Below are 15961 nucleotides of genomic sequence, written 5' to 3'. Positions count from 1 at the left end.
ATTTTTGGCGTACAAAGTTGTTGATTTTAATTCTGAGTTCGGTATTGTTTGAATCATACCTTGAAAGTTTATGTACAGATTTATTTACGGTGACACTATGCAACGCAGCGAACTTAGCAACATTCATATCAGTGACGAACAAATCCTTATTACTCCAGAAGAGCTAAAGGCGAAGATCCCTTTAAGTGAGTCGGCAAGACAGTTTGTTCAACAATCGCGTGAAACGATCGCTGATATCATCAAGAAGAAAGATCATCGCTTACTGGTAGTATGCGGCCCTTGTTCTATTCATGATGTAGAAGCTGCTAAAGAATATGCGAAGCGTTTGAAGGCATTGTCTGAGGTTGTTGGTGATCAGTTATACCTTGTAATGCGAGTCTACTTTGAGAAGCCCCGCACCACGGTAGGTTGGAAAGGCTTAATTAATGACCCGCATCTAGATGGATCATTTGATATTGAGCATGGTCTGCACACAGCACGTAATTTGCTGGTGGAGTTGGCAGAGATGGGTATCCCACTTGCTACCGAAGCACTAGATCCAATTAGCCCGCAGTACGTTGCAGATACCTTTAGCTGGTCAGCGATTGGTGCTCGTACTACTGAATCTCAAACACACCGTGAAATGGCCAGTGGCCTATCAATGCCTGTTGGCTTTAAGAATGGCACTGATGGCAGTCTTTCTACTGCGATTAATGCAATGCAAGCGGCGTCCTCTAGTCACCGCTTCATTGGTATTAACCGTGAAGGGCAGGTAGCTCTGCTAACAACCAAAGGTAATCCAGACGGTCACGTTATTCTTCGTGGTGGTAAGCAAACTAACTACGATTCAGTATCTGTTCGTGAGTGTGAAGATGAATTGGCAAAAGCGGGCCTAGATGCAGCGCTTATGATTGACTGTAGTCATGCTAACTCACGTAAAGATTTCCGTCGCCAACCACTAGTCGCCTCTGATGCCATCCAACAAATCAGAGAGGGGAATAAATCGATTATTGGCCTGATGATTGAAAGTAACATTAATGAAGGCAACCAAGGTTCAGATATTCCTCTAGACCAAATGAAATACGGTGTTTCTATTACTGATGCATGTATCAATTGGGAATCAACTGAGGCACTATTAACTAAAGCTCATGAAGAGTTGATTCCGTTTTTACAAGACAGATTGAAGTAAGTAGTAGAGTACGAAAATGGCAAAGGAACTACAGGGTTTAAGAGATAAGATTGATTCAGTAGACAAGCAAATGCTTGATTTACTGGAGCAAAGATTGAAGTTGGTGGAAGAGGTTGGAGAGGTTAAGAGCGAACACGGTCTGCCTATCTATGCCCCAGATCGTGAAGCAGCAATGCTCGCTTCACGTCGACAAGAAGCAGAGAAGCGTGGCGTTCCTGCTCAACTTATTGAAGATATCCTACGCAGAGTAATGCGCGAGTCCTATGCCAGTGAAAAAGACTCTGGCTTCAAGTGCCTGAAACCCGATTTGGGTGATGTGGTCATTATCGGTGGTAATGGCCAGCTCGGTGGCTTGTTTAAGAAGATGTTTGAGTTGTCTGGCTACAAGGTGAGTGTTGTAGGCAGTAAGAACTGGCATGAAGCGGACTCCATGTTTGCAACCGCTGGCTTGGTGGTCGTTACCGTACCAATCAATAAAACCGAGTCGATCATTGCTAAGTTAGGTAACCTACCGAAAGATTGCATCTTATGTGACTTTACCTCAATTAAAGCCAAGCCACTTCAGGCAATGATGAACGTTCACGCAGGTCCTGTAGTAGGTCTTCACCCAATGTTTGGACCTGATGTGCCTAGCCTTGCAAAGCAGGTTATTGTTCATTGTGAAGGACGCGGTGCAGAAAGCTATCAATGGCTGTTAGACCAGTTTGCTATTTGGGGTGCAAGCTTATGTCCTATGGATGCAGAGCAACACGATAATGGCATGACCTTGATTCAGGCGCTTCGTCACTTTACGTCTTTTGCGTATGGCTTACATCTAAGTAAAGAAAACCCGAATATTGATACCTTGCTGAAATTAAGCTCGCCAATCTATCGTCTTGAAATTGCGATGGTTGGTCGACTGTTTGCACAGGACCCAGATCTTTACGGTGATATCATTTTGTCTTCAGAGCAAAACGTGGAGATGATCAAGCGCTTCCACACTCGATTCGGTGAGGCTTTGGCGTTATTGGATAACCACGACAAAACTGCTTTTGTTGAGCAATTTAACGCTGTATCTGGATGGTTTGGTGACTACTCACAACAATTTATGAATGAGAGTCAGAATCTGCTCAAGCAAGCCAATGACTCAATACAAAGAGACTAAATGAACAAAGGGCCGCAATATGCGGCCCTTTTCTTATCGCTTAAAGCTAATAGCTAAGTGCTTACTTAGTTACACGCTTGTACTTGATGCGGTGTGGTTCAGCCGCTTCAGGACCAAGAGTTTTCTTCAGCCATTCCATGTATTCGTTGTAGTTACCTTCGTAGAAGTTAACCTGCCCCTCATCACGGTAATCGATGATGTGAGTGGCGATACGGTCTAGGAACCAACGGTCGTGCGAGATAACCATTGCACAGCCAGGGAACTCAAGTAGAGCCTCTTCTAGTGCACGCAAGGTTTCTACGTCAAGGTCATTGGTTGGCTCATCGAGAAGCAATACGTTGCCACCCGTTTTAAGAAGCTTAGCAAGGTGAACACGGTTACGTTCACCACCAGAAAGCTCACCGATGACTTTTTGCTGGTCAGAGCCTTTGAAGTTAAAGCGCGAGCAGTAAGCACGTGCTGGAATTTCAAAGTTGTTGATCTTGATGATGTCAGCACCCTCAGAGATCTCTTGGAAGACGGTTTTCTTGTCATCCATGCTGTCACGGAACTGATCAACAGAAGCAAGCTTAACTGTATCACCCATTTCAACAGTGCCTGAATCAGGCTGCTCTGTGCCGCTTAGCATCTTGAATAGAGTGGATTTACCTGCACCGTTGGCACCGATAATACCTACGATAGCGCCCTTAGGCATGCTGAATGACAAGTCATCGATCAGTACACGGCCATCAAAAGATTTCGTTAGGTTTTTAACCTCGATAACTTTGTCACCTAGACGTTCACCTGGTGGGATGAACAATTCATTGGTTTCGTTACGCTTCTGACGATCGCCACTTTGTAGTTCTTCAAAGCGAGCCATACGAGCTTTAGACTTAGATTGACGGCCTTTAGGGTTTTGACGAACCCACTCAAGCTCTTTCTCAATAGTCTTTTGACGAGCACTCTCTTGAGAAGCTTCTTGTTGTAGACGAGCATCTTTTTGCTCAAGCCAAGAGGTGTAGTTACCTTCCCATGGAATACCTTCACCACGGTCAAGTTCTAGAATCCAACCAGCTGCGTTATCTAGGAAGTAACGGTCGTGGGTAATCGCCACAACAGTGCCGGTATAGTCAACAAGGAAGCGTTCTAGCCAAGCAACAGATTCTGCATCCAAGTGGTTGGTAGGCTCATCAAGAAGCAACATGTCAGGCTTCTCAAGAAGCAGGCGACAGATAGCAACACGGCGACGCTCACCACCAGAAAGGTGTTCAATTTTTTGATCCCATTCTGGCAGGCGAAGTGCGTCGGCAGCACGCTCAAGAGAGTTTTCAAGGTTGTGGCCGTCTTTCGCTTGGATAAGCGCTTCAAGGTCGCCTTGCTCTTTAGCTAGAGCATCAAAATCAGCGTCAGGTTCAGCGTAAGCTGCGTAAACCTCGTCTAGGCGCTTCATTGCACCCGCTACGTCTGATACTGCTTCTTCAACGATTTCACGAACGGTCTTGGATTCATCCAGTTTAGGTTCCTGAGGAAGGTAACCTACGTTCAGTCCAGGTTGAGGACGTGCTTCACCATCGATGTCTGTATCGATACCCGCCATAATGCGAAGAAGGGTCGACTTACCAGCACCGTTTAGACCTAGAACACCAATCTTGGCGCCAGGGAAGAAACTTAGTGAGATGTCTTTTAGGATTTGACGTTTTGGTGGCACAATTTTGCTCACCCGAGACATGGTATAGACGTATTCAGCCATTACCTAGAGATCCTGTGTTAAATGGAGATAAAGCGTTATTTTATACCATGCGAGCGCTTTTTGTTACTGCGTAAGACGCAAAATCCTGCGTCCTTGAATTCATAAATAGTTATTTACATGTTTCTTACAAATGTCACCAATTGTTGCGTATTATGAAAGAAGGCAATTGAACCATTATCATCACCATAAGAGAGAAACATGTCTGCATTCATCAAATGGTTAGGAGTAGGGGTAGGGGTAGGGATGGTTTCCCTATCTGTTTCAGCATTAACACTGCAACAGCAACGAGATATTTATGAGGAAGCTCAGTCTCTAATTACTAAAAACAATTTAACTGAATACCAATCTCTTAGAAAACAACTCGATAGCTACACATTAACGCCTTATCTGGATTATCGCGTTTATATGAAAGGTATCGCAACGCGTACCCCTGATGAAGTCGAACAGTATATTAAAGAAAACTATCAATATCCTTTTTCTCAATCGGTGAGAGGTGCTTACCTCGATGCTTTAGTTGAGGCGGAAGATTGGCAGGGTTTTTATCGCTTTCAGGCCAATAAACCACGAATGCAAAGTTATCAATGCAGTTATTACTTTGCTCAGCACCAAGTCGGTAAAACGGTTGATGCGTTCAAAGGAGCCTCAGAGTTGTGGTTAACGGGCTCAAGCATTGCTCCTGAGTGTGATGAATTATTTGAAGCCTGGAGCGAGGCTGGCCTGCGCAATGATGAGCTAATATTGCAACGTATTGAATTGGCATTTGCTCGCCGCAATGGTCGATTGCTCAATTATCTAAAGGATCTACCTAAGTCGGAAGCCGCCAGAGAAAACGCTGTCGTCATTTATAACCTTTACAAAAATAAGTCAAAGATCGAAAAGTTTGCCACTTCTCAGCCACAGACCGAAATCAATAAAAAGGTCTCCCTAGCCGCGTTAAAGCGCATTACCTATCAAGAAGCGAACCCAGAGCTTGCGATACAGGTGTTGGACAACGTCGCTAAGGCTCAGCAATTCTCAGACAAAGAGTATCAAGATACCGCGGATTACATTGCGTATAGCTTGATCAATACTGAAGATGAAGACCTCGCTAAATGGCGAGACAAGGCGCTTTTGAGCAGTACTAACCCAAAATGGTTGGAGCGAAGAGCACGCTTGGCGATTCAGCATCAAGATTGGAAAGGGTTAGATGTATGGATTAGCAAGTTGCCAAGTAAGGAGAAAAACTCTAAGCGCTGGAAATATTGGCAAGCTCGTACCGATATTGCTTTAGGTGAAGTAGAGCAGGGCAAAGCCCAGATGCAGAGCCTATTGGGTGACAGGAACTTCTATAGCATTGCTGCAGCAGACTATCTGGGTAAGCCTATAAAGTACAGCACGTCAGTATTGACTGAGCAGAAGGCGTCTATCAAGCCTTTCTCATCCTCATTGGCACGCATAAAAGAGTTGATTGCGGTTGATAAGATCACGGCCGCAAAAAGTGAGTGGCGCTGGTTGCTGGCGCGCGCTAATTCAGAACAGAAAAAGGCATTGGCTCAATATGCAGCATCGATGCGTTGGAACCACCTGACAGTCATTGCCACTATCGACGCCAAAATGTGGGATCACATTAGTTTGCGCTTTCCTATTGCTCACCAATGGTGGTTTAACTTCTATGCCGAGAAATATGACCTTGATCCTGTGACCCTGATGGCGTTGGCAAGGCAAGAAAGTGCTCTGGATATTGATGCTCAATCACCTGTGGGTGCTCGAGGATTGATGCAAATTATGCCTAAAACAGCCTCATACACGGCGAAGAAATACGATATCGACTACGCAGGTGCTGATGAGTTATTTGAGGTAAACAAGAATATAGAGATAGGCAGTCAATACCTTGCTGGGTTACTCGGTGACTATCAGGGCAATCGCATACTAGCCTTTGGTGCTTATAATGCAGGGCCACACAGAGTGAAGCTTTGGAGAGAACGCACCGGCGGTAAAGTGGATGCCTATTCCTATATAGAAGCGATTCCATTTAAAGAAACCCGTGGCTACATTCAAAATATCCTTATGTTTGAAGTCTACTATCGCGATATTTTGAACCAGCAAGGGGCATTTTTATCTGACTTAGAGTCTGAAATGAAGTATTAATAGGGGAGTTTCAATTAGTCAGTCAACATACTATGAATTCAGTTGAACAAGAGTGGCAAAAGCTACTTTTCACCATTGCCAAGGCCACGGAAGAAGGAGAGCATCAGACGCTACTGTCTATTATGCTCACTCCAGACGAAAAAGAGGCCTTGGTAACTCGCGCCAAAATTTTACATAAATTGCTCAACGAGAAATGCTCACAGCGTCAGATTAGTCAAGAGCTTGGTGTCGGTATCGCAACAGTGACGCGCGGTTCTAATGAGTTAAAGAGACGTTCAGAAGAGGAGCAGCAATTGGTTTCTCGCTTGCTTAAACCATTCATAGAATAAAGCCTCAGCACTTAAAAAATACTGAGGCTTTGGTGTCATTTTATATTAAGGCGCTCAAAAGGCGTCTTGATTAACAAATGGGATAAGAGCCAAAATCAAAGCTTGGTGATAGACACTGCTTCGGCTTAGGCGGTTATTGGTCAAGATACCAATAGCACCGCCTTTTTGCTTTATGTTTATTGTGCCGTAAACTTCATCCATCGCATCGCCGAGTTCTTTGCCTTGCTCTATTAAGCTCAATACCTTGGGTGGTAGCATCAAACTCGATGAGCGAGATTCTCCATGCTGATCTTTCGATTCTATGACCATCCATGCAAACGTGGCATTACCCTCAATACCTGCCTCTAAACCGACATAATAGTCCGCACTTTGGATTACTTGTTTTGCATTGGAAACTCGATTTTGAGCACCTAGCTTTGTCTCTTCGTTAGAAAGTGGCTGATCGCTTACGCCACTATCAACACTCACGCCATCAAAGCTGAACGCTTGATCCGGGAACACCTCACTAAAAGCACTTTCCACAGCTTTTATTTTGGCTGGATTTAGAGAGGCGACAATGACTGTTTCCATCGCAATACTCTCCTAAGGAATCTTAATCTGAGTCGGCTTGATGTTCTCACTTGGATAGCATCCCAACACTTTTAGGAAGCGAGTGATTTTCACCAATTCGTTGATGGCCATCTGGGTTGCTTGTGAGTCTAAGTGCGCTTCAAGATCCATATAGAACATTTCTTCCCAAGGATTACCCATGATTGGGCGCGACTCTAGCTTGGTAATGTTGATGCTGTGGCGTTGCAACACCAGCAAGGTTTCAACAAGTGAACCCGCTTCTTGAGAGGTTGACATGATGAGAGTAGTTTTAGCTGGGATCTGATCAGAAACGCTAACAGACTTGCGAGCAACAACAATAAAGCGGGTGTGATTCTCTGTTTGGTTGGCGATATTTTCTTGTACATTTTGCAGGCCATACAGCTTGCCACTTAACGCATTACCAATGGCAGCAGCATCAGGGCGGTTAAGCTCTTTCACCTTCATCATGGCATCAGCTGTGCTTGCGCAGGTTTCTAATTTAACGCCCTTTAAGCGTCCCAAGAAGTCACTGCATTGCTGATGAGGTTGTGGGTGAGAGTATAGGGTTTTAATCTCCTCTAATCGCACGTCAGTAGTCGACAGCAGGCAGTGCTCAATAGGTTGTGATAGTTCACCAACGATATACAGAGTAGTGTGCTGAAGAAGATCATATACCTCGTTGATAGAGCCTGAGCTGGTATTTTCTATTGGTAATACGCCATAGTCCGCATGCCCAGATTCAACGGTTTTGGTAACCTCTTTAAAGGAATCACAATTGAGCTCAATGAGGTCTGTATTACGACGACTGAAGTAATCACGACTTGCTAGATGTGAATATGAGCCTTTAGCCCCCAGGAACGCGACTCTTGCCAATGGTTTACGTTGTAGAGAGGGGTTTACTAGGTTTTGCAGATAGGATTGCTGCAGTAATACGGAGTCTTCAATGATGGTGTGAAATACCTTAGTGATGTATTCCGCATCCAGTTGATACTTATCTTTGCCATTGTTAATAAGCTTTACAAGCAGTTGCTGCTCTCTATCTGCATCACGAACAGGCTTCGATGTTTCCACTTTGCTTTTCGCAACTTCTAGGCTCAAGCTACGACGCTCTGACAGCAAACTCAGTAGCTTGTCGTCTAGAACATTGAGTCGATTGCGAATTTCATCGAGAGAAAGTGGTGTTTCAGCCATTCCTAATTCCTTTATATGGGGGTTGCGAAAGAGATATACGATTCACAATAAGCTAAGGCGGGAATTAGGGTCAAGGAAAAACAGCGCCATAAAGGCGCTGTTTGTGTAAGTTAAGTTCCTGTGTTCTGTTAGTAGACTTCTTCTTCTTCAATTACAGGCTGTTCCGGCTCAGCAGGAACCTCGGCATGACTGGCTCGTCGTGCTTCAGGCTTATGACGAAGTTTGTTCAGTTGTCTCTCTAGTTTTTGTTCTACTTCGTTTATGGCTGTGTATAGGTCCGCGTTAACAGCAGAGGCAACCAGTTGCCCTTTTGGAACGTTAAGTACTGCTTCAAATTTTTTATTCTTGTTTGGTTCTTCTTGGAAGCTAGCGTTGCAACCAATAATGTCGACTTGCCATTTTTCTAGTTTCTTGAATTTTTCTTCAATGTGAGCACGAATCGCAGAGGTGATTTCGATGTTTTTGCCAGTGATATTCATTTTCATATATGTCGCTTCCTCTGTGTAAACCCCTTATGGGATGACTTCAGATTACGACTCTGATGAAATTATTTTTGTGATCTAGGTCACATTAAGTATGGATTGTTCAATAGCCGATAATGTTTGTGATTATTTGCATATCTTTGCAAGATAATCCTTGCGGACATCACTTTTTGATGTCAAATTTGAATGGATAGAGGCACTAAGAATTAATGATTTTTAGTGCCTCTTTTCGTTTTTTATTTACTTGATTTATAAAGTAGATGGATGGGAATTAATCATCTACATCAAAGATTAACTGCACCGCTTCTATCTCTTCAATCAGTTCATTGCTATGTTCGTTTCGCTGATCTTGGATTTCTCCCAACTGTTTATAGATGGTGTAGTAGCGATTGATGTTGGCAACGTACTGCACAGGTTCGCGACCAATATTGCGTCGAGCTACAATCTCTACATTGTTAAACCATACGTTGTGGTCAAAGCCTTGTTTCTCCGCCAGTGCTCGCATTCTGCGAATCTTTGCTGGGCCGGCATTATAGGAGGCTAGGCTAAAGTAAACCTTATCATTGGCGTCGATTTCAGGGTCGCTAAAGTATCGATCATGGATAAAGCGTAAGTATTTTGTACCTGCGTGAATATTGTTTTCAACGGGCTTGATGTTGGGAATGTTGATGTAAGGATCTCTTGCCGTAGCCGGCAACACCTGCATTATTCCCACAGCTCCTCGATGCGAGACTTTGCTGTTATCTAAGCCAGATTCTTGGAAAGCTTGAGCCGACAACATAACCCAATCAATTTGGTACTCCTGCCCGTAACGTTCAAACAACTTAGACAGGTTCGCTAGCCTTTCCATCTTTTTAGGGTTCAATGCGCGAGTTAACCAGCGAGTGTCTTGTAGGTATTTACCGTAGATGACATTGCCAAGTAATGTTCCTCCCTTGGCTGTCTTCAAATAACTGTTAATAACCTTCTTAAACTCAGGGCTATCGTGGCGCAGAGCCCATGCGATCTGTCCTTCGCTACGCAGTGGCATTTGTTCGTGCACCTGAACGTTTTCCATGACGTTCATCCATAATTGCGCTTTGTGGCTATCAATGATGGTGGCTGGAATCAGCCCTTGATTAACCATTTCGATCAACTCAATGTCTTGAAGGTTCTCTTGAATAAAGTTGACTCTAACCGGTGTGTGGCCATTGCTAGATAGTTTTCGGTTGAGCACTTGAATACTTTCAAAGTAGCTTGAACTGGCTCGTATCCATACTTCCATACCACTTGCTTGTTCGAAAGACGTAATTTCCTCAACAGTGTTACTGGTGAGAAATAACTCACTAACCCCTTCTAGGATAGGGGTGCTGAAGTCGATGATCTTCTCTCGGCGTTCAGTAATGGTAAGGTTTGCCACTGCAATATCACCATACCCTTCATTCAAAGCATCAAACAATTCATCTCGGGCTACCGGAATGATCTTGACCCTCATATAAGGGTGGGCTTTTTTGAGATTCATTTCGAAGTGATGAAGCTGCTCGGCGATAATGCCTTTGGGTCTGCCACCCTCGACATAATAAAAACCAAGATCCGCTGATACCAATGCACGTACAACTCCCTTGTCTTTAAGGGTTTTATAGTCACCGGTATAGGTGTTGTTAAGTAGAGGAGACAGCTCCAATGCTTGTGTAGAAAAGGATATTAATGATGAGGCAAGTAGCCAAATTATAAGATTTTTCATACAACATTCCGTGTTGGGTTATGAAAAAGTGACGCATGCGCCACGACGGAATGTTAAAAATTTAACATTCCGTCTCTAGAATTTAACACTTAAAGGGGATTTAGCTCAATCAGTTTTTCAGTTCGAGCTACAGCATCTTCTAAATTAAGCTCTTTGTAAGCAATAAGTTGCAGGCGTAGAGACTTTCTTGCTGCTTCTGTATCAGGATAACTACGCTGAATCTCTTGACTGCGATTGATAGCGGCGATCCATGCTTCACGGCGGATATAAAAATCTGCAGTCGCATAGTCATAGTTTGCTAGGCGGTTTTTTAGAAACACTAAGCGTTGCTGGGAATCTTCAGCGTACGGACTATTTGGGTAACGTTGTAGCAGGCGCTTGAAATCATTAAATGCCAATTTTACCGGCTCTGGATCTCTGTCTGAACGGTCGATATTAAAGACATCGTGCAGGAAGTTTCTGTCTTGGGCCATATGAGAAAGACCACGCATATACAAAATCCAATCTGATTTTTCGTGCGTTGGGTTCAAGCGAGTAAAGCGCTCAATGGTGGCCAGAGCTAATGGTAACTCGTCGTTCTTATAGTAGGCATACACAAGATCCAGTTGAACTTGCTCTGAGTATGGGCCGAATGGATATCGAGAATCCAAAGCTTCCAGTTTCTCTACAGCAGAAGACCAATTGCCCGCTCTCAAAGAGATCTGAGCCTCAGCATACAGCTCTGCTGGTGGGATATCAGGTACGATTTCATCACTACTACTGCATCCAAAAAGCAACAACGCAGACAGAAGACCGATTATAGTTTGATGTTTCATGTTAAAACGAGAAGCCATGCTCAATTAAATTATTTCCTTGGTTGCCGTTACAATCGGCGAGTAAGCAGATACAATAACGGATAGAACGCTTATTTTTTCATATTAACAAGCATTAGTCCCACAGTTTTTTAAAAAGTTCGATATGGCCCAGCAGATAGAATTAAAAAGTACCGTAAAAGAGAGCCAACTAGGTCAACGCCTAGATCAGGCCATTGCAGAATTGTTCGATGAGTTTTCTCGTTCGCGCATGAAAGAATGGCTGCTTAATGGAAAGGTCAGCGTTGATGGCGTTGTCGTGACCAAAGCTCGCGTAAAGGTAATGGGCGGTGAAGAAATCACTGTTCAAGCCGAGATCGAAGATGAAGAACGTTGGGAAGCACAAGATATTCCTTTAGATATCGTTTACGAAGACGACGATCTACTGGTTATCAACAAGCCTCGTGGATTCGTTGTTCACCCTGGAGCAGGAACCCCTGATGGCACAGTGCTTAATGCCTTGTTGTTCCATTATCCGCAAATTGCAGAAGTACCGCGCGCTGGTATTGTGCACCGTCTTGATAAAGACACCACTGGTTTGATGGTGGTTGCGAAGAATGTTCCGACTCAGACTCGTCTTGTACGTGCCTTGCAAAAGCGCCGTATTACTCGTGAATACGAAGCGATTGCGATTGGTAAAATGACCGCTGGTGGCATGGTAGAAAAGCCAATTGGTCGCCATTCTACTAAACGTACCTTGATGGCAGTCAATGAATTAGGTAAGCCGGCGGTAACGCACTACCGAGTAGCGGAGCACTTCCGTGAGCATACTCGTATTAGACTACGTCTAGAAACCGGTCGTACTCACCAGATTCGTGTGCACATGTCTTATTTGCAGCACCCTCTACTTGGCGATATCGCTTATGGCGGTCGTGCTCGCATCCCTAAAGGTGCTTCAGAAGACTTAACTTCGATGATTCGTGGTTTTGATCGTCAAGCCCTGCATGCTGTTATGTTGAAATTCGATCACCCATCTACCGGTGAAGAAATGCAGTTCCATGCACCAGTGCCTGATGACATGGTCGAAATGGCAGAGGCACTGCGCCAAGATATGCGTCTTAATCACGAAGACGACTATTAATGAGTTACTTGCATCCTAGTTGGGAAGTAGCAGATCGTGTGAAATCTATTAGCTCTACTCGAGTTGGTGGTTTTTCAACGGGCGATTTTGCAAGCCTGAATCTAGGAATGCATGTGAATGATGACCCAGTTATCGTTCAAAAAAACCGAGACCATCTTGCTCAGCTGAGCAAGATGCCTTTATCTACAGTGTGGATGAATCAAACACATTCTACGACCGTGGTCGAATTGACCGAGCCTACCTCTGAAACTATTGAAGCTGATGCCTTGGTAACCTCTGTACCTGGGATCGTCTGCAGTGTAATGACCGCAGATTGTTTGCCTGTGTTATTCGCTAGTGCCGATGGTAGGAAAGTGGCGAGTGCTCACGCAGGATGGCGAGGCTTAGTCGGTGGAATATTAGAAAATACCTTGAGCCATTTTACCTCTCCCGTTATCGCTTGGGTTGGCCCAGCGATCAGCCTAGATGCATTTGAGGTAGGAGATGAAGTCAGGCAGCAGTTTGTTGATAGTAACAGTGACGATGCCATTGCCTTTCATCAGCACAAACCGGGTAAGTGGATGGCTGATCTTCCCTTGCTTGCTAAGCTAAGATTGCAAAGAGCCGGTTGCCACGATGTTACTCTTTCGGGCTTATGTACTTACTCCGATGCAGAGCGTTTCTTTTCTTACCGTAGACAAGCATCTACTGGACGACAATCTAGCTTTATTTGGATCGAATAACCCTTCTTCTTTCTACTCGACACTTGAAATTGTCTTTTGATGCAACCATGTGATTATTAAATAATCATTAATTGCTCTCAGGAGGCCAACATGCGTTACGATCGTTTAACCGGTAAATTTCAAGCCGCACTTTCTGATGCTCAGTCTTTGGCAGTAGGCCGAGATCATCAATATATCGAGCCGTCACATCTACTCTTCTCTTTGCTCAATCAAGAGGGAGGCAGCGTAAGACCACTATTAACCTTGATACAGGTTGATATTGCGCAGCTGCGTGCTCAGTTATCAGAAAAGCTGGATAGTTTCCCAAAAGTCAGCGGCATGTCTGCTGATGTACAAGTGTCTTCTTCACTGACCAAGCTACTTAATCTATGCGATAAGTTCGCCCAAAAGCGTAACGATAGCTACATCTCATCTGAATTATTCCTGCAAGCGGCGATCCATGACAACAGTCAGCTAGGGCCAGTGCTCAAATCTCAAGGCGTCACCGAAAAGAAAATCGTTGATGCAATCGAAAAGATCACTGGTGGTCAAAAGGTCGATGACCCTAATGCAGAAGAGCAACGCCAAGCGTTGGAGAAATACACTATCGACCTTACTGCTCGTGCAGAACAAGGAAAACTCGATCCTGTGATTGGTCGAGATGATGAGATTCGTCGCACCATTCAAGTGTTGCAGCGTAGAACTAAAAACAACCCAGTGCTTATCGGTGAACCTGGTGTAGGTAAAACCGCTATTGTCGAAGGGCTTGCCCAGCGCATCATCAATGATGAAGTCCCAGAAGGACTTCGAGGACGTCGCGTACTTGCTTTGGATATGGGAGCACTGATCGCAGGTGCCAAATATCGAGGTGAGTTTGAAGAGCGTCTAAAAGCTGTGTTGAATGAACTGGCTCAAGAAGAGGGGAATATCATCCTCTTTATTGATGAGATGCATACTATGGTCGGTGCAGGCAAAGCCGATGGCGCTATGGATGCAGGTAATATGCTAAAACCTGCATTAGCTCGAGGTGAGCTTCACTGCGTAGGGGCAACAACATTAGATGAACACCGCCAATATATAGAGAAAGATCCCGCGCTGGAACGCCGCTTTCAAAAAGTGCTGGTGGATGAGCCTAGTGTAGAAGATACCATCGCAATTCTGCGTGGTTTGAAAGAGAAGTATGAGCTTCACCATCATGTAGATATTACAGATCCAGCGATTGTTGCAGCCGCGACGCTATCACATCGTTATGTTTCAGACCGCCAATTACCAGATAAGGCGATTGATCTGATAGATGAAGCAGCTTCGTCTATTCGTATGCAGATCGACTCTAAACCAGAGGCAATGGATAAGCTTGATCGTAAAATCATTCAGTTGAAGATGGAGCAACAAGCGCTAAATAAAGAAGATGATGATGCAAGTCGTAAACGCATAACGCTCATCAATGAAGAATTGTCTGATAAAGAACGCCAGTATGCTGAGCTTGATGAAGTGTGGACTGCTGAAAAAGCTTCGCTATCGGGTACGCAAAATATCAAAGCAGAGCTAGAGCAGGCACGTTTAGATATTGAGTTTGCGCGTCGTGCTGGCGATCTTAACCGAATGTCTGAGCTGCAATATGGTCGTATCCCTGAGTTGGAGAAACAATTACAACTCGCTTCTGAAGCTGAACAGAAAGAGCTGACCTTACTTAAGAACAAAGTAGGGGATGCAGAAATTGCAGAGGTACTTTCAAAACAAACCGGTATTCCTGTAGCGAAAATGCTTGAGGCTGAAAAGTCGAAGCTACTGCGCATGGAAGAAGAACTGCATGAAAATGTGATTGGACAAAATGAGGCGGTCAATGCGGTCTCTGATGCAATACGCCGCAGTCGTGCTGGGCTTTCGGATCCCAATAAACCTATTGGGTCATTCCTATTCCTCGGTCCGACCGGTGTAGGTAAGACCGAACTGTGTAAGACATTAGCGAACTTTATGTTTGATAGTGAAGATGCCATGGTTCGTATTGATATGTCGGAATTCATGGAGAAACACTCCGTTGCGAGATTAGTGGGTGCACCTCCAGGTTATGTGGGTTACGAAGAGGGTGGCTACCTTACTGAAGCGGTAAGACGTAAACCTTATTCGGTCATTCTTTTAGATGAAGTAGAGAAAGCCCATCCGGATGTATTCAACATACTGCTGCAGGTGCTTGATGATGGGCGACTTACTGATGGACAAGGTCGCACTGTCGATTTTCGTAATACCGTGTTAATCATGACCTCTAACTTAGGCTCTACACAGATCCAAGAGGGATTTGGCGAGGCTTCTTATATACAAATGAAAGAGCGAGTAATGGATGTGGTCAGAAGTCACTTCCGTCCAGAGTTTTTAAACCGTGTAGATGAAAGTGTCGTATTCCACCCTCTAGGTGAAAAACACATTCGCAATATTGCTTCTATTCAGCTTCAAGCATTGATTGCACGATTAGAGGCAAAAGAGTATCCGTTGTCTATTACCGATGAAGCATTGGATAAAATTGCTCACATTGGTTTTGATCCAGTTTATGGCGCAAGACCACTTAAACGAGCGATTCAACAATATATTGAAAATCCGTTGGCAAAATCACTGTTGTCAGGAAAATTTTCTCCAGGAGAGCCGATAGAATTGGTTGTTGAGGACGACAATATTGTAGCGAGACAAGGTTAATCCCCTAAATTACGGGTTTAAATCACGGTAAAATTGCCCCGAAAACGTTTGCTTTGTTTGAAAAATAAACGGTCGATACTTTTTAATGAAAAAAGTGCTTTTTAGGGGTTGTCAGGGGGCGTTTTATTCTTATAATGCGCCTCCGTTGTCACGATAAACATCGCAGACAACAAGCGG

General features: G+C 44.3%; 13 protein-coding genes. 7 read left to right on the top strand and 6 right to left on the bottom strand.

The window, feature by feature from the left end:
* Positions 1 to 97: 97 nt before the first annotated feature.
* Positions 98 to 1168: a 3-deoxy-7-phosphoheptulonate synthase gene (locus tag OCU46_RS11495; RefSeq protein WP_017031266.1), complete on the top strand. Its 1071-nt coding sequence runs from the start codon at positions 98 to 100 to the stop codon at positions 1166 to 1168.
* Positions 1169 to 1184: 16 nt separating this feature from the next.
* The gene (gene tyrA, locus OCU46_RS11490; protein WP_141270706.1) at positions 1185 to 2312 is read left to right on the top strand and encodes a bifunctional chorismate mutase/prephenate dehydrogenase; all 1128 of its coding nucleotides are present in this window, start codon (positions 1185 to 1187) and stop codon (positions 2310 to 2312) included.
* A gap of 61 nt (positions 2313 to 2373) precedes the next feature.
* Here the strand turns inward: tyrA and ettA are convergent, their stop codons facing one another.
* On the bottom strand, positions 2374 to 4041 hold the full coding sequence (gene ettA, locus OCU46_RS11485; protein WP_141270705.1) for an energy-dependent translational throttle protein EttA: 1668 nt from the start codon (positions 4039 to 4041) through the stop codon (positions 2374 to 2376).
* 198 nt (positions 4042 to 4239) lie between these two features.
* On the opposite strand from ettA, the gene OCU46_RS11480 reads away from it, so the two are divergent.
* Both OCU46_RS11480 and trpR read left to right on the top strand, forming a co-directional pair.
* Positions 4240 to 6168 (top strand): transglycosylase SLT domain-containing protein, encoded by a 1929-nt coding sequence (locus tag OCU46_RS11480; RefSeq protein WP_141270704.1) that lies wholly within the window; start codon positions 4240 to 4242, stop codon positions 6166 to 6168.
* Between the two features lie 32 nt (positions 6169 to 6200).
* Positions 6201 to 6497, top strand: a complete 297-nt coding sequence (gene trpR / locus OCU46_RS11475) for a trp operon repressor (protein ID WP_017243547.1) — start codon at positions 6201 to 6203, stop codon at positions 6495 to 6497.
* Between the two features lie 54 nt (positions 6498 to 6551).
* Here trpR and yjjX read toward each other — a convergent pair whose 3' ends face one another.
* From yjjX to bamD, 5 genes are all read right to left on the bottom strand, one after another.
* Complete coding sequence (gene yjjX, locus OCU46_RS11470; protein WP_141270703.1) at positions 6552 to 7067, bottom strand: inosine/xanthosine triphosphatase; 516 nt, start codon at positions 7065 to 7067, stop codon at positions 6552 to 6554.
* A 12-nt stretch (positions 7068 to 7079) separates the two neighbouring features.
* The gene (gene pheA / locus OCU46_RS11465; RefSeq protein ID WP_141270702.1) at positions 7080 to 8258 is read right to left on the bottom strand and encodes a prephenate dehydratase; all 1179 of its coding nucleotides are present in this window, start codon (positions 8256 to 8258) and stop codon (positions 7080 to 7082) included.
* A gap of 128 nt (positions 8259 to 8386) precedes the next feature.
* Positions 8387 to 8743 carry a ribosome hibernation-promoting factor, HPF/YfiA family gene (gene hpf, locus OCU46_RS11460; RefSeq protein ID WP_141270701.1) on the bottom strand — a complete coding sequence of 119 codons (357 nt, stop codon included), beginning with the start codon at positions 8741 to 8743 and terminating at the stop codon, positions 8387 to 8389.
* Between the two features lie 268 nt (positions 8744 to 9011).
* Positions 9012 to 10463, bottom strand: coding sequence for an MltF family protein (locus tag OCU46_RS11455; RefSeq protein ID WP_141270700.1), 1452 nt, complete (start codon positions 10461 to 10463; stop codon positions 9012 to 9014).
* An 89-nt stretch (positions 10464 to 10552) separates the two neighbouring features.
* Entirely contained in the window at positions 10553 to 11278 is a 726-nt protein-coding gene (gene bamD, locus OCU46_RS11450; protein ID WP_141270699.1) for an outer membrane protein assembly factor BamD, read from the bottom strand.
* A gap of 142 nt (positions 11279 to 11420) precedes the next feature.
* Between bamD and rluD the strand changes: the two genes are divergently transcribed.
* The 3 genes from rluD to clpB all read left to right on the top strand — a co-directional run bounded on the left by rluD (position 11421) and on the right by clpB (position 15784).
* A complete protein-coding gene (rluD, locus tag OCU46_RS11445; RefSeq protein WP_141270698.1) occupies positions 11421 to 12395 on the top strand; it encodes a 23S rRNA pseudouridine(1911/1915/1917) synthase RluD in 975 nt (324 codons plus the stop codon).
* Positions 12395 to 13117, top strand: coding sequence for a peptidoglycan editing factor PgeF (gene pgeF / locus OCU46_RS11440; RefSeq protein ID WP_141270697.1), 723 nt, complete (start codon positions 12395 to 12397; stop codon positions 13115 to 13117). Before rluD ends, pgeF begins: the two co-directional genes overlap by 1 nt.
* Before the next feature lie 90 nt (positions 13118 to 13207).
* Positions 13208 to 15784: an ATP-dependent chaperone ClpB gene (gene clpB / locus OCU46_RS11435; RefSeq protein ID WP_141270696.1), complete on the top strand. Its 2577-nt coding sequence runs from the start codon at positions 13208 to 13210 to the stop codon at positions 15782 to 15784.
* Positions 15785 to 15961: the final 177 nt, after the last annotated feature.

This window comes from Vibrio comitans (assembly GCA_024346835.1).
GTDB lineage: Bacteria > Pseudomonadota > Gammaproteobacteria > Enterobacterales > Vibrionaceae > Vibrio > Vibrio comitans.
Note: the sequence above shows the minus strand (reverse complement) of the source record. Positions and strands in the feature narration are given on the sequence as shown.

Bases quoted from the DNA above. Each gene is read 5' to 3' on its own strand.
- ettA (WP_141270705.1), bottom strand. From the start codon at position 4,041: ATGGCTGAATACGTCTATACCATGTCTCGGGTGAGCAAAATTGTGCCA.
- trpR (WP_017243547.1), top strand. From the start codon at position 6,201: ATGAATTCAGTTGAACAAGAGTGGCAAAAGCTACTTTTCACCATTGCC.
- tyrA (WP_141270706.1), top strand. From the start codon at position 1,185: ATGGCAAAGGAACTACAGGGTTTAAGAGATAAGATTGATTCAGTAGAC.
- yjjX (WP_141270703.1), bottom strand. From the start codon at position 7,067: ATGGAAACAGTCATTGTCGCCTCTCTAAATCCAGCCAAAATAAAAGCT.
- pheA (WP_141270702.1), bottom strand. From the start codon at position 8,258: ATGGCTGAAACACCACTTTCTCTCGATGAAATTCGCAATCGACTCAAT.
- bamD (WP_141270699.1), bottom strand. From the start codon at position 11,278: ATGAAACATCAAACTATAATCGGTCTTCTGTCTGCGTTGTTGCTTTTT.
- OCU46_RS11480 (WP_141270704.1), top strand. From the start codon at position 4,240: ATGTCTGCATTCATCAAATGGTTAGGAGTAGGGGTAGGGGTAGGGATG.
- OCU46_RS11455 (WP_141270700.1), bottom strand. From the start codon at position 10,463: ATGAAAAATCTTATAATTTGGCTACTTGCCTCATCATTAATATCCTTT.
- rluD (WP_141270698.1), top strand. From the start codon at position 11,421: ATGGCCCAGCAGATAGAATTAAAAAGTACCGTAAAAGAGAGCCAACTA.
- clpB (WP_141270696.1), top strand. From the start codon at position 13,208: ATGCGTTACGATCGTTTAACCGGTAAATTTCAAGCCGCACTTTCTGAT.
- hpf (WP_141270701.1), bottom strand. From the start codon at position 8,743: ATGAAAATGAATATCACTGGCAAAAACATCGAAATCACCTCTGCGATT.
- pgeF (WP_141270697.1), top strand. From the start codon at position 12,395: ATGAGTTACTTGCATCCTAGTTGGGAAGTAGCAGATCGTGTGAAATCT.
- OCU46_RS11495 (WP_017031266.1), top strand. From the start codon at position 98: ATGCAACGCAGCGAACTTAGCAACATTCATATCAGTGACGAACAAATC.